This window comes from Tsukamurella paurometabola DSM 20162 (assembly GCF_000092225.1).
GTDB classification, from domain to species: domain Bacteria; phylum Actinomycetota; class Actinomycetes; order Mycobacteriales; family Mycobacteriaceae; genus Tsukamurella; species Tsukamurella paurometabola.
In genome coordinates, this window is the sequence record NC_014158.1 from 2,984,320 (window position 1) to 3,002,933 (window position 18,614).

At 69.3% G+C, this 18,614-nt stretch carries 17 protein-coding genes and 1 pseudogene; 5 read left to right on the forward strand and 13 right to left on the reverse strand.

The window, feature by feature from the left end:
* Positions 1 to 5 precede the first annotated feature (5 nt).
* From TPAU_RS14405 to TPAU_RS14415, 3 genes are all read left to right on the forward strand, one after another.
* On the forward strand, positions 6 to 485 hold the full coding sequence (locus TPAU_RS14405) for an RrF2 family transcriptional regulator (protein WP_013127488.1): 480 nt from the start codon (positions 6 to 8) through the stop codon (positions 483 to 485).
* Between the two features lie 68 nt (positions 486 to 553).
* A complete protein-coding gene (locus tag TPAU_RS14410; RefSeq protein ID WP_013127489.1) occupies positions 554 to 988 on the forward strand; it encodes a carboxymuconolactone decarboxylase family protein in 435 nt (144 codons plus the stop codon).
* Between the two features lie 123 nt (positions 989 to 1,111).
* Entirely contained in the window at positions 1,112 to 2,020 is a 909-nt protein-coding gene (locus tag TPAU_RS14415; protein ID WP_013127490.1) for an endonuclease domain-containing protein, read from the forward strand.
* Positions 2,021 to 2,079: 59 nt separating this feature from the next.
* Here the strand turns inward: TPAU_RS14415 and gatA are convergent, their stop codons facing one another.
* Together gatA and gatC are read right to left on the reverse strand one after the other, a co-directional pair.
* A complete protein-coding gene (gene gatA, locus TPAU_RS14420; protein WP_013127491.1) occupies positions 2,080 to 3,579 on the reverse strand; it encodes an Asp-tRNA(Asn)/Glu-tRNA(Gln) amidotransferase subunit GatA in 1,500 nt (499 codons plus the stop codon).
* 2 nt (positions 3,580 to 3,581) lie between these two features.
* Positions 3,582 to 3,878, reverse strand: a complete 297-nt coding sequence (gene gatC, locus TPAU_RS14425; protein ID WP_013127492.1) for an Asp-tRNA(Asn)/Glu-tRNA(Gln) amidotransferase subunit GatC — start codon at positions 3,876 to 3,878, stop codon at positions 3,582 to 3,584.
* 118 nt (positions 3,879 to 3,996) lie between these two features.
* Between gatC and TPAU_RS14430 the strand changes: the two genes are divergently transcribed.
* A complete protein-coding gene (locus tag TPAU_RS14430; protein ID WP_013127493.1) occupies positions 3,997 to 5,217 on the forward strand; it encodes a helix-turn-helix domain-containing protein in 1,221 nt (406 codons plus the stop codon).
* A 16-nt stretch (positions 5,218 to 5,233) separates the two neighbouring features.
* On the opposite strand, the gene TPAU_RS14435 is transcribed toward TPAU_RS14430, so the two are convergent.
* From TPAU_RS14435 to TPAU_RS22430, 4 genes and pseudogenes are all read right to left on the reverse strand, one after another.
* Positions 5,234 to 6,697, reverse strand: a complete 1,464-nt coding sequence (locus TPAU_RS14435) for an aldehyde dehydrogenase family protein (RefSeq protein WP_013127494.1) — start codon at positions 6,695 to 6,697, stop codon at positions 5,234 to 5,236.
* Entirely contained in the window at positions 6,694 to 7,845 is a 1,152-nt protein-coding gene (locus TPAU_RS14440) for a Zn-dependent alcohol dehydrogenase (protein ID WP_013127495.1), read from the reverse strand. Before TPAU_RS14440 ends, TPAU_RS14435 begins: the two co-directional genes overlap by 4 nt.
* Positions 7,842 to 10,265, reverse strand: coding sequence for an AMP-binding protein (locus TPAU_RS14445; protein ID WP_013127496.1), 2,424 nt, complete (start codon positions 10,263 to 10,265; stop codon positions 7,842 to 7,844). The genes TPAU_RS14440 and TPAU_RS14445 overlap by 4 nt, the downstream gene beginning before the upstream one ends.
* Positions 10,262 to 10,411 (reverse strand): annotated as a pseudogene (locus TPAU_RS22430) (gamma-glutamyl-gamma-aminobutyrate hydrolase family protein); the annotation flags it as partial. The pseudogene TPAU_RS22430 and the gene TPAU_RS14445, both read right to left, overlap by 4 nt.
* Positions 10,412 to 10,656: 245 nt before the next feature.
* Here TPAU_RS22430 and TPAU_RS14450 point away from each other — a divergent pair.
* Entirely contained in the window at positions 10,657 to 11,871 is a 1,215-nt protein-coding gene (locus TPAU_RS14450) for an IS110 family RNA-guided transposase (protein ID WP_013125570.1), read from the forward strand.
* On the opposite strand, the gene TPAU_RS14455 is transcribed toward TPAU_RS14450, so the two are convergent.
* The 7 genes from TPAU_RS14455 to TPAU_RS14485 all read right to left on the reverse strand — a co-directional run bounded on the left by TPAU_RS14455 (position 11,852) and on the right by TPAU_RS14485 (position 18,577).
* Positions 11,852 to 12,517 (reverse strand): gamma-glutamyl-gamma-aminobutyrate hydrolase family protein, encoded by a 666-nt coding sequence (locus tag TPAU_RS14455; protein WP_013127498.1) that lies wholly within the window; start codon positions 12,515 to 12,517, stop codon positions 11,852 to 11,854. The two genes, TPAU_RS14450 and TPAU_RS14455, sit on opposite strands and share 20 nt — an antisense overlap.
* The gene (locus tag TPAU_RS14460) at positions 12,514 to 13,878 is read right to left on the reverse strand and encodes a glutamine synthetase family protein (protein WP_013127499.1); all 1,365 of its coding nucleotides are present in this window, start codon (positions 13,876 to 13,878) and stop codon (positions 12,514 to 12,516) included. Before TPAU_RS14460 ends, TPAU_RS14455 begins: the two co-directional genes overlap by 4 nt.
* The gene (locus tag TPAU_RS14465) at positions 13,871 to 14,515 is read right to left on the reverse strand and encodes a hypothetical protein (protein WP_013127500.1); all 645 of its coding nucleotides are present in this window, start codon (positions 14,513 to 14,515) and stop codon (positions 13,871 to 13,873) included. The genes TPAU_RS14460 and TPAU_RS14465 overlap by 8 nt, the downstream gene beginning before the upstream one ends.
* Positions 14,516 to 14,546: 31 nt before the next feature.
* Positions 14,547 to 15,473 (reverse strand): alpha/beta fold hydrolase, encoded by a 927-nt coding sequence (locus TPAU_RS14470; RefSeq protein ID WP_013127501.1) that lies wholly within the window; start codon positions 15,471 to 15,473, stop codon positions 14,547 to 14,549.
* Positions 15,466 to 16,977 carry a flavin-containing monooxygenase gene (locus TPAU_RS14475; RefSeq protein ID WP_013127502.1) on the reverse strand — a complete coding sequence of 504 codons (1,512 nt, stop codon included), beginning with the start codon at positions 16,975 to 16,977 and terminating at the stop codon, positions 15,466 to 15,468. Before TPAU_RS14475 ends, TPAU_RS14470 begins: the two co-directional genes overlap by 8 nt.
* Before the next feature lie 128 nt (positions 16,978 to 17,105).
* The gene (locus TPAU_RS14480; RefSeq protein ID WP_013127503.1) at positions 17,106 to 17,651 is read right to left on the reverse strand and encodes a dihydrofolate reductase family protein; all 546 of its coding nucleotides are present in this window, start codon (positions 17,649 to 17,651) and stop codon (positions 17,106 to 17,108) included.
* A complete protein-coding gene (locus tag TPAU_RS14485) occupies positions 17,648 to 18,577 on the reverse strand; it encodes a helix-turn-helix transcriptional regulator (protein WP_013127504.1) in 930 nt (309 codons plus the stop codon). Before TPAU_RS14485 ends, TPAU_RS14480 begins: the two co-directional genes overlap by 4 nt.
* Between the last annotated feature and the right edge of the window lie 37 nt (positions 18,578 to 18,614).

The window sequence follows — 18,614 nt, forward strand, 5'->3', positions numbered from 1 at the left end:
GGGCTATGCGGATGAACGAGGGCGTCGAGTGGGCGGCACACGTGTGCGTACTGCTGCACTGGCTCGACGAGGGTGACCTGACACCGGTCCCCGCGTCCCGCCTCGCCGAGTCCTACGACCTACCGCCCGCATACCTCGGCAAGCAACTGCAAGCCCTGGCGCGAGCGGGGATCACCGAGTCGCTGCCCGGACGGCGCGGAGGTATCCGCCTCGCCCGCTCCACCGCCGAGATCACCCTGATGGACGTGGTCTCCGCCATCGAGGGACCGTCGGACGCCTTCGCGTGCACCGAGATCCGACAACGTGGCATGAACTCCGATAACCCTCGGAGCGATTTCACCGCACCGTGCGGTATCGCCCATGCGATGCGGGGCGCCGAGTTGAGCTGGCGCCGCGAGCTGGCGGCCACATCGATCGCCGACCTGGCGGCCGGCACACCACGGCACGTCGCCGACGCCGCGCGGCGCCACTTCCGCGGAGCCTGAAAGCCGTTCCGGACCATCACGACAGACCTAAACCTGGACACTGTTTATCCAACTATTAAGGAGTCATCATGCCCCGCACCAACGGAGCCACGTCGTCGCCCGAGACCTACAAGGCGTTGATCGCCCTGGACGGCCGGCTCGGAAAATCACTCGGCCATGTGCTGTACGACCTGGTGAAACTGCGCGCTTCGCAGATCAACGGCTGCGCCTTCTGCGTCGATATGCACAGCGTCGACCTGGAGAAGCGCGGCGTTCCCACCCGCACCATCTACGGTGTCGCAGCGTGGGAGGAGAGCCCGTTCTTCGATGAGACCCAGCGCGTGGGCCTGGCCTTCGCCGAGCGGCTCACCGGCGGCATCGACGCCGTCGACGATGCCCTGTGGGACGAGGCAGGTCGCCTCCTCGGCGAGGAACGCCGCACGGACCTGCTGATCGCCGTCGGCACCATCAACACCTGGAACATGCTGGGCATCACCACCCATCTCCACCCCGCCACCTCATGACTTAACAGTGTTAGCCCACACCCTTTCCCGGGACTTTCGCTGCATCGAGTGCTCCCTACTCGGCAGTACAGCGGATGGACGCACCGACGGAACCGGACCGACCCGCCGGTGCGTCCAATTCACATGGAGCCCTACGAGCGCGAGATCTACCTGTCGAGCGAGTTGATCGCCGCGCAGGGCCGCTACGCGGCGGAAAAGGATTACCTGTGCCCTACCCCCGGGGTGCGGATCCCCCGCAACGCGCCGGGCCCGGCCGTCGAGAACTTGGCCGCAGCGATCATTCGCGTCTACCCCGGCTCGGTGTTGTGCGGGTGGACCGCGGCGCGCCTGCACGGGCACATGATGGCGGCATCGCGCGAGCGGGTGGAATTGCTGGGGCCGCAGCAGGTCCGGCGGCGAGGCGTGATCAGCCGCACCGCGGGGTTCGAGCGCGACGAGGTGGTCGAGCGCTTCGGGCTGCCGTGTACGTCGGGCCTGCGGACGGCGATCGACCTCGCGCGGTACGTGCCCGGTGACGAGGCGATCGCGGCAATGGACCAGTGCCTTCGCGTCCACGGCCGCCCGGCGACGGTGAGCCGGGCGGGCTGGGTGACGCGGCCCGCGATGACCACGCGGACCGCGATCGAGGCCGAGCTGGATCGTCGAGCGTGGTGGCGCGGAAGCCGCGTCCGCGCGGTTCTCGCTGAGGCCGACGGTCGCTCGCAATCACCCTGGGAGACCTTCTCCCGCCTCGCATTACACCGCGTGGGCCTCACCGGCTTCGTACCGCAGGTGCCCGTGCTTGACGGTACCTACTTCCTGGACCTCGCCGATGCGAAGCACAAGGTGGGCGTCGAGTACGACGGTGCCCACCATCGCGACGCGAAGCAGCACGAGCGCGACGTGGAGCGGTGGAACACTCTCCAGCGCGACCTGGGCTGGAAACTGATCGTCGTGACCGCCGGACCGCTCATGAACCGCCCCGACGCATTGATACGCCGTGTGCGCAGCGCCATGCTCGACCACGGCGCCGACATAGCTACCGCCGGGTAGCAAGCACGCAATGCAGCGAGAATCCCAAGAAACGGTGTGGGCTAACGCTGTTAAGTCGGTTAGGCGACGGGGCCGCGGGCCGCCTCGTAGGCGGCGCCCACCTTGTAGAGACGGTCGTCCGCCTGCGCGGGCGCGAGGATCTGCAGGCCGACAGGGAGACCGTCGTCCGCGGAGAGCCCCGAGGGCACCGACATACCGCAGTGACCGGCGAGGTTCGTCGGCAGCGTGAACAGGTCGAACAGGTACATCGCCAGCGGATCGCCGACCTTCTCCCCCAGGGTGAACGCCGTGGTGGGGGTGGTGGGCGAGACGATCACATCGACCTGCTCGTAGGCCTTGGCGAAGTCGGCTGCCAGGAGCGTGCGCACCTTCTGCGCGCTGCCGTAGTAGGCGTCGTAGTAGCCGGAGCTCAACGCGTAGGTACCGATCATGATGCGCCGCTTGACTTCCGGGCCGAATCCAGCCTCGCGGGTGAGCGCCATGACCTCTTCGGCGGAGTGCGTGCCGTCGTCGCCGGTCCGCAGCCCGTAACGCATGGCATCGAACCGGGCCAGGTTCGACGAGACCTCGGACGGGAGGATCAGGTAGTACGCCGCGAGCGCGTACTGCAGCGTGGGGAGCGATACCTCCACGACCTCGGCGCCCAGATCGCGCAACTGCTGCACGGCCTTCTCGAACGACGCTTGCACGCCCGCCTCGGTGCCCTCGGCGCCGAATTCCTTCACCAGCCCCACCCGAACTCCGCTGAGATCGCCGGCGGCACCGGCCCGTGCGGCGGCCACCACATCGGGCACCGCGGCGTCGAGCGAGGTGGAGTCGCGCGGGTCGTGTCCGGCGATGACCTCGTGAAGTAGCGCGGTGTCGAGCACGGTGCGCGCACACGGCCCGCCCTGGTCCAGCGACGAGGCGCACGCGACCAATCCGTAGCGCGAGACCGCGCCGTACGTCGGACGGACGCCGACGGTGGCGGTCAGTGATGCGGGCTGGCGGATCGACCCGCCGGTGTCGGTACCGATCGCGAGCGGCGCCTCGTAGGAAGCCAGCGCCGCCGCACTGCCACCGCCCGAGCCACCCGGAGTGCGATCGGGCGCCCACGGGTTGCGGGTTACTCCGTACGCGGAGTTCTCGGTCGACGAGCCCATTGCGAACTCGTCCATGTTGGTCTTGCCGAGGATCGGAATGCCCGCCGCCCGCAGCTTCGCGGTGACGGTCGCATCGTACGGCGCGGTCCAGCCCTCGAGGATCTTCGATCCGCAGGTCGTCGGCGCGTCGGTGGTGGTGAACACGTCCTTGAGCGCGAGCGGCACCCCGGCCAGAGCGGATGCCGGCTGCTCGCCCCGGGCCCGGGCCTCATCAACCGCGCGCGCGGCCGCGACGGCTTGATCTGCACCGACGTGCAGGAATGCACCGAGGTCACCGTCGACCTCGGCGATCCGGTCGAGGTGCGCCTGGGTGACCTCGACGGAGCTGAGGTCACCGGAGGCGATCTTCGCGGCGAGGTCGGCCGCGGTCGAGCCGGTGATCTCAGTGAACGAACGCAGAGCGGTGTTCTCGGCCATGGTCACTCCTCCCCCAGGATGCGCGGCACGGCGAATCGGTCACCCTCGCGGTTCGGAGCACCCGCGAGCGCTTCCGCCGGGGTGAGACCGCCGACGGGACTGTCAGCGCGGTTGACGTTCACAGTGCCGACCGGCAGGGTCAGCGGCGCGACGTCGGCGTCTGCGACGTCGGTCACCACCTGGACGTGCTCGAGGATCGAATCGAGCTGCGTGGCGAAGACGTCGAGCTCTTCGTCGGTGACGGCGAGGCGCGACAGGCGCGCCAGGTGGGCGACCTCGTCCCGGGAGATGGCAGACATGCCATAGATCCTAGGCGGCGCTGATCGTCACCCGCACACGGCCGTCATGGTGCGGCCACAGCCGCCTCGCCCCTCGCGACCGGCACGGCGACGGCCCCGGGCCGGTTACAGTGCGACGATGGACTCGTCTTGGCCGCGCCCCGAGCGGCGCATCGCGGCGCTGATCCGGGAGGTCGCGGAACGTCTGCTGGCCTCGTCCGACGCCGCGGTCGACGAACTGAACGCCGCGGCACATGCGGCGGCCGACTACCGCGCCGTGCTCGAAGACCCGCAGCTCGTCGCCGCGGACCGCCGGATGAACAGAACCAACATGCTGCACTGGCTGTCGGCCAATCTGCAGGATCCCGGCGCACGGGTGCCGCCGAGCAACGACCCGGACATCCTGCAGCTCGCCCGCGACGTGGTGCGGCGCGGACTGGACATGCACGATCTCGGCTCGTGGCGCGGCGCCCAGCACGGCGCGTGGTCCGCGTGGGTGGACGAGTGCTTCGCGGTGACCGATGATCTGGACGAGCTGCGGGAGCTGATGAAGATCTCCGAGCGGTCGATGTCGACGTTCATCGACGACTCGATCGCGGCGCTCGATGAGTACGTCGAGCAGGAGCGTGCGGAGCTCGCACGGGGAGCCAGCGCGGAGCGGCACGCCACCGTCCAGCTCCTCCTGGAGGGCGCGCCGATCGGGCGGGCACGCGCCGAGTCCCGGCTCGGCTATGCGCTGACGGGAAGTCATGTCGCGGCGATCACCTGGAGCGATTGCGCCGACGCAGCGGCGGGGCTGGACGCAGCGGCCGAGGCGATGATGCGGGCCTGCGGCGCACCCCGGCGGCTCACGCTCAATGCGAGTGCGTCGGCGCTGTGGGTGTGGGCACCGGCGGGGTCGGTTCCCACGGTCGAGGACATGGACGCGGTACTCGCGGATCGAACCGGAATCCACGTGGCGTTCGGGCGGCCCGGTGAGGATCTCGACGGCTTCCGTCGCAGCCACCTCGACGCCACGGCCGCGCAACGCGTGCTGGCACGAGTCGGTTCCGCGCGGCGGGTTGTGCGCTACGAGGACGTCGCACTGATCTCCGTTCTCACGGCCGATATGGCGCAGGCGGATCAATTCGTCAGCGACACCCTTGGTGATCTCGCCACGGCGGACGCCACTCTCCGGGACACCGCGCTCACGTACGTCCGGGAACGGTTCAATGCATCCGCCGCGGCGGACAAGCTGTACACCCACCGCAACACCGTCGAACGACGACTGGCGCGGGTCGATCAGCTCCTCCCCGCTCCGCTCGCCGACAATGCGGCGAGCGTGGTGGCCGCCCTCATGCTGGTGCAATTGCGCGACTGAGGGCGGCCACCTCCGGTCACATGGGTAGGTCGGGCGAGTCGACCCCGACCACCCGGTCGCCGCAGAACACCCGGACCGACTCGGCGGGCCCGTGCCCGCCGATGCCGGACGGCCCCCAGAAGCTCTGCGCCGAGTCGTCGCCGAGGTCCAGGACCTTCGCGCCGTTCACCCGCACCTCGCCGGACTTGACGCGCGCCCCGATGGCGATCGCGCGATCGGTGTCGGTACCGAAGACGTAGGCGTCCAGGCCCGAGGGGTGCTCGTTCGCGGCGCGCAGCGCCTCCTCGTCCGAATCCACGCCGTGCAGCGAGATCACGGGGCCGAACAACTCAGCAGTGGTGCGATCGGGGTCGGAGCCGGTGGCGATCGTCGGGGAGATGAAGTAGCCGGCGAGCCCCGGCAAGTCGCCCGGCTGATCGATCTCGGCGCCCAGGGCGCGCAGGCCGTCGATCCGCTGCAGCAGCGTCCGGTAGTGCGGCTCGTTGGAGATCGGGCCGATGTCGGTGCTCTCGTCGAGCGAATGCCCGATGCGCAGCTTCGCGATCCGCTCCGACAACGCTTCCCGGAGCGGCCCGACCAACCGGTGCGGCGCCAGCACCTTGCCCGGCCCCTCGCACCACTGTCCGTTGAGATTCGTCATACCCGTGAGGATTCCGTCCGCGGCCACGTCCACGTCGGCATCGTCGAGGACGAGCGCGGGATTGTTGCCGCCCAGCTCCAACTGGAGCACCGTGAAGTTCTCGGCGGCGGCGCGGGCGATGGCCCGGCCGGCACCGGGGCCGCCCGTGAACGACACCACCTGGACCCGACGGTCGCCCGTGAGCGCCGCGCCGATGTCACCCGTCCCGTGCACCAACTGCAGCGAGCCCTCGGGCAGCCCCGCCTCGGCGAAACACTCGACGATGATCTGCGCGCTCGCGGGTGCGTGCTCGGACGGTTTGAGGATGACGGGGCAGCCGGCGGCGATCGCGCTGGCGGTCTTCGCCGCGGGGATGAAGCTGGGCCCGTTCCACGGCGTGAGGATCGCGGCGGGGCCCCACGGAATCCGGTGCAGCCGAACGTCGCGGCCGTCCGCGGCGAGCGGGGTGACACGGGCGATGCTCCGGGCCTCGGCGGCGGCGCCACGGAAGCGGTACGGCAGGAACGCCGCGACCGTGCGCGTGGCGCTGATGGCGGTGCCACTGGTGAGCGCGTCGATGCGGGCGATCTCCTCGACCCGCTCCTCCACGTTCGCTGCGGCGCGCTCGAGGGCATCGGCGCGCTCGAGACGGAACTGGTCGGCGGTGAAGTCGGTGGCCTCATAGACCCGCTCCGCGAGCTGAAGCGCCCGCTCCAGGTCGGCGGGAGCGGTGGTCACCATCCGGTGGACGGGCTCCCCCGTATTGGGGTCGACGTTCCAGGCATCGAGCGTCGTGCAGTCGACCCACTCGCCGGCGATGTAGCTGCGCGGCTGCGTGAGCGTGGTGTTCATGGTGGTCATCGGGTCGCCTCCGCGGTCTCGGGTCGGATGTCGGCTCGGACGGGGCCGTCCGAGGCGGCGGGCATGGCGACGACGATGCGGGTGACGTCGCCCGATTTCATGGCCTCGAAGCCCTCGTTGATCTGCTCGAACGGGATCACCTCGGTCACCATCTCGTCGAGCAGCAGCCGACCCTGCTGGTAGAGGCGGGCGAACTGGGCGATGTCCTCGCGCGCCTGTCCGGAACCCATGTACGAGCCGATCAGCTTCTTCTCGGTGAAGAAGAAGTCATGCGCGGGCACGGCGAGCTCGGTACCCATCGGCGCGATGCCCACGAGGCAGGCGGTGCCGGTGCCGCGGACCGCAGCCAATGCGGTGGACGCGGTGCGGGCGGAACCGACCGCCTCGAAGGCGTAGTCGACGCCGTCGCCGAGGAGTTCGCGGATCTCCGCCGGTACGTCCGAGGCGCCGTGCACGGTGTGCGTGGCGCCGTAGGAGCGCGCCGCCGCCAGGCGCGCATCGTCGAGGTCGATGCCGACGATGGCCGACGCGCCGGCCAGGCGGGCGCCTTGGATGATGGCGGAACCGACACCGCCGCAGCCGATCACGGCGACGGTGGAGCCGGCCCGCACCTGGGCTCCGCGGAACACGGCGCCGACGCCGGTCACGATGCAACAAGATAGGAGGCAGCCGACGGTGGTCGACACCTCGTCGGGCAGCTTCACGACGGCGTTGGCCCGCAACAGGATGTGCTCGGAGAACGCACCCACATCGCCCAGCCGGGCCACCGGAGTTCCGTCCGGCAGTGTGTACGCGGGGCGCGGGCGACGCCGGATCTCATCGAGCCGCTGACACTGGGTCGAGTGGCCGGCGTCGCAGTTCCTGCATTCGCCGCATGCCGGCGTGAGCGCACCGGTCACGCGGTCACCCGGGCGGAATCCGGCAACCGCTGAGCCGACGGCCTCGATGACTCCAGCAACCTCATGCCCGACCACGACGGGCAGCTCGGTGGGGACGGTGCCGGTCATGTAGTGCAGATCGCTGTGGCACAGGCCGACGTGCGTGACGGCGATGCGGACTTCGTGCGGCTGCGGATCGTCGACCACGATGTCGGTCAGCTGCATCGGCTCGCCCACGGCGGTGAGCACGGCGGCGCGGGTGGTGATCATCGGGTTCCTCCGGTGGTGGCGGTGGCGGGTGTGGTGCGGGCGTCCCAGAAGCTCTGAACGCCGGCGGTCAGGGCGCCGCTGTTCCACGCCTCGTCCGCCGCGGCGTCCTCGCGGGCGAAGGCGCGCTCGATCTCGTCGACTGTCGGCCGCAACAGCCCCAGGTGCAGGGCCGTGGTGTTCGCGCCCTCCGGGGTCCACGCATGGATCGTCTCGACCGCGCGGTCCACGAGCGCGGACTGCTCCACGACCTCGTCGAGCAGCCCGATCCGCAGCGCCTCCTCGGCGCCGATCTTCTCGGACCCCAGGATCATCCGCATGGCGTGGCCGCGGACGATCCGGGTGAGCAGGAGGCTCGACGCGTTCGAGATGGTGAGTCCGCGCGAGTTTTCCGGCTGGTAGTACCGCGCCTCGTGGGCGCCGATCCGGGCGTCGCAGCACAACGTGATCTCCGACGCGCCGCCGACCGCGATCCCGTTGACCGCGGCGATGACGGGCACGCGGGTCTCGATCACGGCGCGGGTCACATCGTGGAAACTCTCGAAGCTGTCCCGCATACCGTCGAAATCTGTCGGCGGCGCGGAGAGGTCTTCGCCGGCGCTGAAGGCGCGCCCGGTACCGGTGAGTACGATACCGCGGGCGAGCTCGCCGGTGCCGTACTCGCGGATGAGGGCGGCGAGGCGGCGGCGCATGCCCACCGTCAGGGCGTTGAGCTTGTCGGGGCGGCGCAGCGTGATGACGGCGACCTCGCGCACCATCTCCACGAGCACCTGCTCGGTGGGATCGTTGTTGTGCTCCACGGGATTCTCCTTGTTCGACGGTGCCGGGATGCTCGACGAAGCGCGCAGGTCGAAGACCGTGCCGGGCACCTCGGCGGCACGGGCCTTGAGGGTGGGTTTCGCGACCCGCTGGGACGGGGTGCGCGGGAAGTCGGTGACGAACTCGATGTAGCGCGGCACCTTGAACTTCGCGAGCCGCTGGGCCACGCGCGCGACGATCGCCGCGGCCGTCGCGCGCTCGGCGGCGATCCCCGGGCCCAGTTGGACGAACGCCTTGACCTCCTCACCGAGCACCGGGTCGGGTTCGGCGACAACGGCAGACGCGACAACGGCATCGTCGTGTTCGAGGGCGGCCTCGACCTCGACGGCCGCGACGTTCTCGCCGCCGCGCCGCACCATGTCCTTGAGTCGGCCCACGAGACGGATGCCGCCGTGCTCGTCGACCACGGCGAGGTCGCCGGTGTGCAGCCAGCCGTCGCGGATCGTCTCGGCGGTGGCCTCGGGCCGGTTCCAGTAGCCCAGCATCATCGGGGCCCCGGACACCGTGAGCTCACCCGGCGTGCCGGCGGCCACCTCGGTGCCATCGGCATCCACGATCCGGATCTGCTTGGTGGGCACGGGGTGTCCGAGCGTGCCGCTGCCGACGGCGTCGACGTCGTGGAACGGGCTGTAGAGGTCCATCCCGCTCTCCGTCATCCCGTAGACCTCACGCCAGGGCGCACCCCAGCGTTCCTCGAGGTCGGCGTGCAGGGCCTGGGGAATCGCGGAGCAGAACACCGCGCGCAGGCGGTTGTCCCGATCCTCGGGGCCGGGCGGCTGCTTGAACAGCAGCGTCGGCATGGAGCCGAGGACGTAGCAGAAGGTGGCACCGTGGCTGCGCACGTCGGCCATGAATCCCGATGCCGAGAAGCGCGGCAGCACCACGAGCGGTGCCCCGGTGGTCAGGGCCAGGACGGTGTTCCACTGCGGATCCATGTACGAGAAGGGCTGCGCGGTGAGCAGCACGTCGTCCGGCCCCAGCCCGACGGATCCCGCACACACCCAACCGATCCGGGTCCAGTAGTCGTGGGTCAGCATGCACGCCTTCGGGAATCCCGTGGTGCCCGATGTGTACTGCAGGTTCGCGAGCGTCTCGGGTCCGACGGAGACCTCCGGTGCGGTCGCGGGGAACGCCGCGTCGGCCGTCTCCGCGATGTCCAGCACGGCGACGCCGGCGAGGGCAGGATCGCCGGAGATGACCTCGCGCACCAGCGGGAGGTGATCGCCATCGGTCACGATCACCCGGGCGCCGGAATCGGTGAGCACGAACTGCAGATCCGCCGCGCGGTAGGCGGAGTTGACGGGCACCGCGACCGCGCCTGCCTTCAGCGCTGCCAGCCAGGTGAGCGGCCAACCCGCGATGTTGGGCAGCATGATCGCCACGCGGTCGCCGGGAGCGATGCCGTCGGTCTCGATGAGCCGGTGCGCGAGCCGCGACGACGCCTCGTCGAACCTCCGGTAGGTCCAGGATTCGTCGCCGAAGCGGAGCAATTCGGCGTCGGGCGTTCGGGCGGCACCGTCGGCGAGCAGGCCCGTGATGGTCCGTACGCGAGGGGTGGCGCCGATGTCGTCAGCGGCGACGGCCGGGGTCGTGTCGATGGTCATCCCCAAGCCTCCTGTCGTTGTCTCGATTCGTCGACGATCCAGCTCATGGCCGGGTCGTCGCTCTCCATCCATTCGGGGTGCCACTGCACGCCTAGGATCGGTGCGCCGGGCACCTCCACCGCCTCGATGACCCCGTCGGGTGTCCTTAAGTTCATAGGTGCAGGCGAGCGCGATGGATTACGTTCGGCTGCAAGCCCGGGCAGATCGGGCGAGGCTAGTTAGGGTGTTGCCGGCCTTACGGTGCGGCTGGGCCGGATTGGCTACCCGATCTGTCTGGGTGTCCTCGGGCCGCTGATTGAGATCTGCGAAATCGATCGCTTGTTTAAGGACCTGCTGGCGAGGATGCCCATCGGGTCCACCTCACAGGGCTAACAAGCGAACAGGAGCGCAGATGGTGAAGAGCGAAAGTCGTTGGTGGGTAGGGGTAGATGTTGGCAAGGAGTTCCACTGGATGGCTGTCTGCGACGACGCCGGAAAGGTGATCTCCTCTCGTAAGGTTGCCAACGATGAGGTCTCGATCGCTGCGGCGATCACCGAAGTTGAATCTCGCGATGGCACCGTGTCGTGGACGGTGGACCTGACCACCACTTACGCGACCCTCCTGCTGACGATGCTCGCCGCAGCCGGGCATTCCGTGCGGTATCTGACTGGTCGCGCCGTCTGGCAGGCCTCGGCGATCTACCGAGGCGGCGAGGCAAAGAGCGACGCCAAAGATGCGAGGGTTATCGCAGACCAGGGGCGCATGCGGGGCGATGATCTTCCGCTGCTGCGCCCCAACGATGACCTGGTCACCGAGCTATCGATGCTCACCGCTCACCGTGAGGATCTGGTGGCCGACCGCACCCGCACGATCAATCGGCTGCGGCAGCAGCTGGTCGCCATCAGTCCTGCGCTGGAGCGGGCTGCACAGCCTTCCACCGATCGCGGGTGGATCGCGCTTTTGGCCCGCTACCAGCGGCCCCAGGCAATCCGCCGATCGGGGATCACACGGATCACCCGAGTCCTAGCCGATGCAGGGGTGCGGAACGCAGGTCCAATCGCCGAAGCCGCCGTCACCGCGGCTAAGGCGCAGTCGATTACCCTGCCCGGCGAGGCCATCGCCGCAGATCTGGTAGCCGAGCTTGCACAGGGGGTGATCGACCTCGATAAGCGGATCAAGGCGGCCGACGCCGCCATCGAGGAACGGTTTCGCCGCCATCCGCTCGCCGAAGCGATTGTGAGCCTGCCCGGCATGGGATTTCGCCTCGGCGCCGAATTTCTAGCCGCCGTCGGCGATACCTCACGGATTCTCTCCGCAGATCATCTCGCGTCGTGGGCCGGCCTCGCACCCGTCACGAAAGACTCTGGCAAACGGACCGGACGCTTATGCACGCCCCAGCGCTACCACCGCGGACTGCGCAGAGTGATGTATCTGTCAGCGGTGAGCGCTGCTCGCTGGGATCCCGCCGCCAAAGACTACTACCAGCGAAAACGCGCTCAGGGAAAGAAGCACGTCCCCGCGACTATTTGCCTGGCACGCCGCCGCGTCAACGTGCTCTACGCCCTCATCCGCGACAACCGAACCTGGCAGCCAGCCGCCCCGCAAATCACCGCGGCCGCCGCTTGACAGGATCATTGAGAATCCGGCCGGTGACCACGAGCCCCGTGCCGCAGCGGTCCAGGGCCTGGTGGTGCCACGAGTTGGTCAGCATGCTCGGGCCGAAGACGCGGGCCGCGGTCGAGCCGGGCTCGAAGGTCACCACGTGCTCGGCGTCGCCGTCGGTGGGCGCACCCTGCTGCGACAGGTGCGGTACCGGCCCCGGCGGCAGGTCGGCGATCAGCGTGCCGCCGAGCGCGACGTTGAGCACCTGCACGCCGCGGCACACGCCGAGCAGCGGGATGCCGCGGTCGATCGCGGCGCGGGTGAGTGCGAACTCGTACTCGTCGCGCTCGGGGTCGTGCGCCTGGGTGTCGGTGCGGGGGTCGATGCCGCGGACCACGGAGGCGTCGCCGCCCCACCGGTCCGGGTGCACGTCCTGCCCGCCGGTGATCACCACGCCGGACAGCCATTCGCAGACATCCGCGGGGTCGGCGTCGTAGGGCAGGTGCACGGGCACGCCGCCCGCCTGCGCGATGCGCGTGGCGAACGCGGACATGAACGAGTCCATGCACGCCTTGCCGTACCGCGGGTCGGCGCTGGCGAGCAGACTGAGCTGGAATCGACGGCCGGTGATACCGACCAGCGGCTTGCGTCCGGAAGCCTTGCCGTTCATGAGAACTCGAAGTATCGACGGGACTCCCACTCGGAGAGTTCGACGTACGGGTCGCCTCCCGTGGTGTGGAACTGCATCCACTCCCACCGGCGTGACGCCGTCCAGAAGTCGACGAACTCGTCGCCCAAGTACTCGCGCAGGAGCACGTCGGCGTCGAGCGCCGCGATCGCCTTCGTCATCGAGTCGGGGATCCGCTCGACGCCGCAGTCGTCAGGCAGGCACCAGGCCATGTCATCGACCTGCGGCGGCGGGGCCACCTTCTTCTCGATTCCCGCCACGATGCCGGCGAGCACGACCGCCAGCGCGTAGTAGGGGTTGACGTCGGAGCCGGGAACGCGGTATTCCAGCCGGGAGTACTTCGGATGTCCCGCGATGGCGCGCAGCGCCGCGGTCTTGTTGCTGACGCCCCAGCTGATCGTGGTCGGTGGGCCGGAGACGTCGACCAGGCGGCGGTACGAGGTGATCTGCGGCAGCGAGATCAAGGTGGCGCCGGCCATCGTGGCCATGAGGCCTCCGACCGCGTCGAGCATGAGCTCGGAGGGGCCGTCCGGGGCGTAGAACTGGTTCACGCCGTCGCGCTGCAGCGAGACGTTCAGGTGTGCACCCTGCCCGAAGCCCGCGGTGGGCTTGGCCATGAAGGTGACGGACCGTCCCTTCTCGCAGGCGATCTCGCGTATCACCTGCTTGGTCCGCACCCACGCGTCGGCGACCGCCAGCGGCGCACCGGGGGCGATGTTCAGTTCGGTCTGGCCGGGGGCGGCCTCGTCGGTCCACGCCTCCCAGACGATGCCGAGCTCGTCGAGCCGGTCGGTGACGGCCTCCATGTAGTCGATCCAGTCCGAAGACCGCGCGAGGTTGTACGTCGCGCCGGTCTCGCCGCCGAGCGGTGTCAGGCCGCGGTAGCCACGGGCCCGGGCCTCCTGGATGGGCTCCTCGAACAGGGTGGTCTCGATCTCGACGGCAACGGTGGCGGTGTAGCCGAGGGCGGCGAGTCGGTCGATCTGCCGGCGCACGAGGTTGCGCGGGCAGATCGGATTGGGGCTGCCGTCCTTCAGCCAGAAGTCGCCGATCACGGAGTGCACGCCGGGTTTCCACTCCACGAGGGTGTCCATGTCGGGCAGCAGCGCGATGTCGTAGAGGTTGCCGCGCCACTGCGGGTACGGGTCGCCGAAGACGACGTCGGTGCCCATGTCGATGGCGAACAGCACATCGGCGAAGGCGAACCCGGATGCCTTGCCGGAGGCGAACTTCGCGGGCGTGACGTTCTTACCCATGAAGCTGCCGTCGTGGTTGGTGGCCTCCACGCGATAGGCCTTGACCGGCTGGCCGGTGATGGTAGCGGGAGCGATCGGGTCAGACATCGTAACGGGCCTTCCAGGAGGCGGCGGTCATAGCCGAGAGCTGGGCCATGCTGCCCTGGACGCCCAGACCGCGTTCCAGGGCGGTGAACAGGAAATCGGCGCCGGTGAAGACGCCGGCGAGGGCGTCGGGCGTACCGACCATGCGGTAGGTGGTCACGCCCGTGCCGAAGCGGGCCTCCTCGCGGCCGTGCGGTCCGGTCGCCACGGCGACGAGCACGTCGGGCACTCCGCGGATCCCGCGAGTGATGTCCCAGAAGCGTGTTGCCGCGTCGCGCCAGTCGGGCAGCGGCACGTGTAGGACGCGTAGAACGGCGGCGGCGAGCTCCCCGTCACCATCCTCTGCTCGGCAGGCGAACCGGGAGTGGAGGTCAACGGTGACCGACGCATCGGTCGGGGCGAACACACCGCCCGTGACGGTCACGGCGCCCTCGGAGAAGGTAACGGTGGCGGCCTGCGGGGTCGCGTGGGAGTGGACGGCTACCGTGCCGGTGCCGCGCCCGAGCACATCGGGGGCATGACCGAGGCGCACCGCGTCACGCAGGGTGCGGCCGATCAGCCGCACCACGGGCGTGGCGTCATCGTCGATCGTGACGCTCACTGACGTCGCCTGTTCCGCGGGGAACGTGGTGGTACTCATGGGATTCCTTCGTGATGCGAGGGGAGAGGATTCAGGCAGTGCGGCGTTGCGGGTCACGCGAGGGCGGCGCGGCCCGCTCGAGATGGCCGACGACGAGGTCGGCGATGCGCAGGGCGAGCGCGTCCGGGAGGTGGTGCCCCATACCGGGGATCACGATGTGCCGGGCGTCGGGGGTCGCGGCCGCGGTGGCCTCGCCTCCGGACGGAGCGACGATGAGGTCGCGGTCGCCGTTGATGACGAGTGTGGGCGCGGTGATCCGGGCGAGCTCCGCGGCGCGGTCACCGGAGGCCTGGATCGCCTGGATCTGGCGGGAGGTGCCGGCGACCGCGTCGCCGGCGGTGCGCTCGAAGGTCGCGACGGCGTGCGCGGCCTCTTCCGCCTCGTCGATCGGGTACGCCGTGCCGGCGAGGTGCGCGGTCATGCGCAGGTGCGCGCGGACGGCGCCCACCCGATCGCGCGGGGGCGGGGCGGCGATCAGCGCCCAGGTCGACGGTGCCGGCTGGCCCACCTTCGGATCCCCCGTGGTCGAGTACAGGGAGGTGAGGGTCGTGGCCAGGTGCGGGTACCGGGCGGCCACGGTCTGCGCGATCATGCCGCCCATCGACCGTCCGACGAGGTGCACGGGGCCGACACCCAGGTGGTCGATCAGCTGCGCCGCATCGGCGGCCATATCCGCCAGCGTGTAGGCGTCCCGGCGCGGCCGGGCGGCTAGCTGGCGCAGCATGTTCGGCGGCGGCATGGTGGCGTAGCTCGACCGTCCGCAGTCGCGGTTATCCATCCGGATCACCCGGAACCCGGTGGCGACGAGCGCCGAGACGAACCGGTCGGACCAGGTGGTCAGGTCCTCGGCGAGGCCCGCGACGAGCAGGACCGGTGTGCCGCCGGCGGGTCCGTCGACGCGGAAACAGATGCGGGTTCCGCCGGGCAGGACCGCGAACCGGTCGAGATCCTCAGGCATCGACCCGCTCCTTCGTCGGTGCGCCGGCACCCTCGTCGCGGGTGGAACCGAACTGCAGGGCGTCGTCGAGCAGGGGGCCGCGCAGGATCTTCGCGTCCTGCTGGTACGACATCGACATCTGGAACATGCCCGTCCCCTGCTTCGGGATCACATCACGAGCGCGCTGGGCGTAGCCCGAATCGAGGTCCAGGATCGGCCGGCGTTCCATCGCGGGGTCGGCCTCCACGCGCACGCTGTCGTAGCCGAAGGCGTCCATGTGCTTGATCAGGTCGCAGATGTACCGGGCGACGATCCCGATCTTCAGCGTCCAGGCGGACGTGGTGTAGCCGATCGCGATCGACAGATTGGGCAGTCCGGTTAGCAGCGTGCCGCGGTAGGCGACGGTATCCGGGATGCTGACGGGGGCTCCGTCGACGTCGAACTCGATCCCGCCGAGCAGGCGCATGTTCAGGCCGGTCGCGGTGACGATGACGTCGGCGTCGAGGTGCTCGCCCGATTCGAGTGCGATCCCGGTCTCGGTGAATCGCTCGATCTTGTCGGTGGTGACGGATGCGTCGCCACCGCTCAGGGCCGCGAAGAAGTCCCCGTCGGGGGACAGGCACAGTCGCTGATCCCACGGGTCGTACGGCGGGTTGAAGTGCGTGTCCACGGCGTAGTCCTGCGGCAACCGGGACTTGTTCTGCAGGCGGACCAGTGCGCGCGCGATTCGCGGGAAGGCTCGCATGAACTTCACCTGGCCGCGTTCGGCCCAGATGCTGGTGAACCGGGTGACGGCGTAGCCCCGCTTCTCGCCGAACCACTTGGTGAAGAGAAGCGCTGTGGAGTCGACCTTGGGCCAGGCGACCACATACGTGGGGGTGCGCTGGAGCATGGTGACGTGCGCGGCGGCACCCGCGTGATTCAGCATCGACGGGATCATCGTCACGGCGGTGGCGCCGCTGCCGATCACCACGACCTTCTTGCCCGCGTAGTCGTAGTCCTCGGGCCAGTGCTGGGGGTGCAGGATGTCGCCCTGGAAGTCCTCGCGGCCCTCGAAGTGCGGGGTGTAGCCCTCGTCGTAGCGGTAGTAGCCGGTACCGGCGAAGACCCACTTCGTGGTGATCCTCTTCGCGCCCTCCGGGGTACGCACATCGAGCGTCCAGCGGGCGTCGGCGGACGACCACGACGCGTGCTGCACGCTGTGCTCGAACCGGATGAGCCCGCCCAGGTCGTACTCGTCGACCGTCTCCTGCAGGTAGTTCAGGATCTTCGGGGCCTCGGCGATGGCGTCGGGGTCCGTCCATGCCTTGAACTCGTAGCCGTAGGTGTGCAGGCCGTTGTCGGAGCGGATCCCGGGGTACTTGAACAGATCCCACGTGCCGCCGATGTTCGCGCGCCCCTCGAGCATCGCGATCCGCTTGCCGGGGAAGGCCTCGGTGAAGTACTTCGCGGCGCCGATACCGGCGATACCGGCACCGATGATGACGAGATCGAAATCGTCGGTCTGCGTGGTCGATGCATTCATCGTGGGGCCTTCCGTGACGGTCGAAGCTGTGATGCTTCGACGATGCCCGCGTGCCCCGCGTGTGAGCTACCGCACAGTGCTCCATCTTCCGTGCGGCACCGGTGCAACATGCACACCAGCTCCGATCATCATGTGCGGCTGCCGATCACACGGTAACGACCGCAGAGGAAGGCCCTATTGCGCGCCCACTCGACGAGCTCGAAGTCGAAGGCGCGCGGGAACAACGGCCGTCCCGACCCGACGGTGGCGGGTGCGTAACTGATCACCACCTCGTCGAGCATGCCCGCTTCGGCGAACTGCGCGGCGAGGTCTCCGCCACCGACCACCCACACGCCCTTCTCTCCCGCGACCCGTTCGAGACGTGAGCGTTGCGCCGCGGGCTCTCCCGAGACGACGGTCACCGTCTCGTGGACCGGCTCGATGTCACGGTGCGTGAAGACGAATGTCGGATACTGCGCGTACGGCCACTCGGCACCGGAACCGGTCTCATGGTCCACCACCCACTGGTACGTGGTGTAGCCCATGACGATCGCGCCCACCGCGGTCATGTACTCCTCGATGTTCATCGGCCCGCCGTCGTCGATGGGCTGGCTGAGCAGCCAATCCAGACTGTCGTGCTCGTCGGCGAGGAAGCCGTCGAGGGTCGAGGCGGTGTAGTACGAGTACGCGGTCATGCGATTCCTCCGGTGACGCGGCGGTGCCAGATGATGGGGTCGGGGTCCAGTTCGGGAGTGTCGAGGCCGACGCCGGCGTCGGCCAGCATCCAGCGTGCGAGCAACCGACGATGCGTCGAGAAGGTCAGCTCGTGCACCACGATCTGCGAGAGCAGGAAGGATTCGGGCGGATCGCACAGCGCGTCGATCACGCGATCACCCCACGCACCACGCCGCTCGATATCGCGAATGAGCCCCAGCCACCGCGGCGAGATGAGCTCGTGCTGGGCGCGAAGGACATCGGGATCGTCGTCGGGATCACGCCGGGGTTCGGGATCGCCCGCCACGGTGGCGAGCCACGGCTCGGCGCTGTGCACGAGGTGCCACATCACCTGAGCGAGGGACTCGTCCGGACCGTCCCAATGCCGCGGTGACGATCCGGGGAGCCGGACCTTGCGGTACTCCTCCGCCGAGAGTCCACCGACAGCCGCCAGGAGCGCGCCGGTATCGGCCGCGTCGTGCTGCACCTGCAGCGCCAGCACGTCACCCGTGGATTCTTCGTGCCCGTCCGCGACATAGAGCACCGTCGGCGAGTGGAAGTGCAGGCCGTTCGGTGACGGTAACCAGTGTCCGACGGTGGCCGGAAGCTGCGATGGCGAGTGCCCGTAGGCGCGGGCGAAGGCCCGGATGAACCCCTCGACGGATTCGTATCCCGCGGCGAAGGCGGCGTCGGTCACTGTCGAACCGCGTTGCAGTTGCCAGGCGGCGCGTTCGAGCAACACGCGCCGGCGCAGCGCGATGGGCGATTCACCCGCACCGGCGCGCACCTGCCGGGCGAAGTGATGCAGCGAGCTGTGCGCCCCCTCGGCCATGGCATCGAGACGCTGGTGCGGCTCGGCGAGTACGGCCTCGAGGAGACGGCGCAGCGGATCGGCGGCTTCGGACATGGGAGCCAGTATCGACCGCCCGGGCCCGCCACCGCTT

Bases quoted from the DNA above. Each gene is read 5' to 3' on its own strand.
- TPAU_RS14405 (WP_013127488.1), top strand. From the start codon at position 6: ATGCGGATGAACGAGGGCGTCGAGTGGGCGGCACACGTGTGCGTACTG.
- TPAU_RS14410 (WP_013127489.1), top strand. From the start codon at position 554: ATGCCCCGCACCAACGGAGCCACGTCGTCGCCCGAGACCTACAAGGCG.
- TPAU_RS14415 (WP_013127490.1), top strand. From the start codon at position 1,112: ATGGAGCCCTACGAGCGCGAGATCTACCTGTCGAGCGAGTTGATCGCC.
- gatA (WP_013127491.1), bottom strand. From the start codon at position 3,579: ATGGCCGAGAACACCGCTCTGCGTTCGTTCACTGAGATCACCGGCTCG.
- gatC (WP_013127492.1), bottom strand. From the start codon at position 3,878: ATGTCTGCCATCTCCCGGGACGAGGTCGCCCACCTGGCGCGCCTGTCG.
- TPAU_RS14430 (WP_013127493.1), top strand. From the start codon at position 3,997: ATGGACTCGTCTTGGCCGCGCCCCGAGCGGCGCATCGCGGCGCTGATC.
- TPAU_RS14435 (WP_013127494.1), bottom strand. From the start codon at position 6,697: ATGACCACCATGAACACCACGCTCACGCAGCCGCGCAGCTACATCGCC.
- TPAU_RS14440 (WP_013127495.1), bottom strand. From the start codon at position 7,845: ATGATCACCACCCGCGCCGCCGTGCTCACCGCCGTGGGCGAGCCGATG.
- TPAU_RS14445 (WP_013127496.1), bottom strand. From the start codon at position 10,265: ATGACCATCGACACGACCCCGGCCGTCGCCGCTGACGACATCGGCGCC.
- TPAU_RS14450 (WP_013125570.1), top strand. From the start codon at position 10,657: ATGGTGAAGAGCGAAAGTCGTTGGTGGGTAGGGGTAGATGTTGGCAAG.
- TPAU_RS14455 (WP_013127498.1), bottom strand. From the start codon at position 12,517: ATGAACGGCAAGGCTTCCGGACGCAAGCCGCTGGTCGGTATCACCGGC.
- TPAU_RS14460 (WP_013127499.1), bottom strand. From the start codon at position 13,878: ATGTCTGACCCGATCGCTCCCGCTACCATCACCGGCCAGCCGGTCAAG.
- TPAU_RS14465 (WP_013127500.1), bottom strand. From the start codon at position 14,515: ATGAGTACCACCACGTTCCCCGCGGAACAGGCGACGTCAGTGAGCGTC.
- TPAU_RS14470 (WP_013127501.1), bottom strand. From the start codon at position 15,473: ATGCCTGAGGATCTCGACCGGTTCGCGGTCCTGCCCGGCGGAACCCGC.
- TPAU_RS14475 (WP_013127502.1), bottom strand. From the start codon at position 16,977: ATGAATGCATCGACCACGCAGACCGACGATTTCGATCTCGTCATCATC.
- TPAU_RS14480 (WP_013127503.1), bottom strand. From the start codon at position 17,651: ATGACCGCGTACTCGTACTACACCGCCTCGACCCTCGACGGCTTCCTC.
- TPAU_RS14485 (WP_013127504.1), bottom strand. From the start codon at position 18,577: ATGTCCGAAGCCGCCGATCCGCTGCGCCGTCTCCTCGAGGCCGTACTC.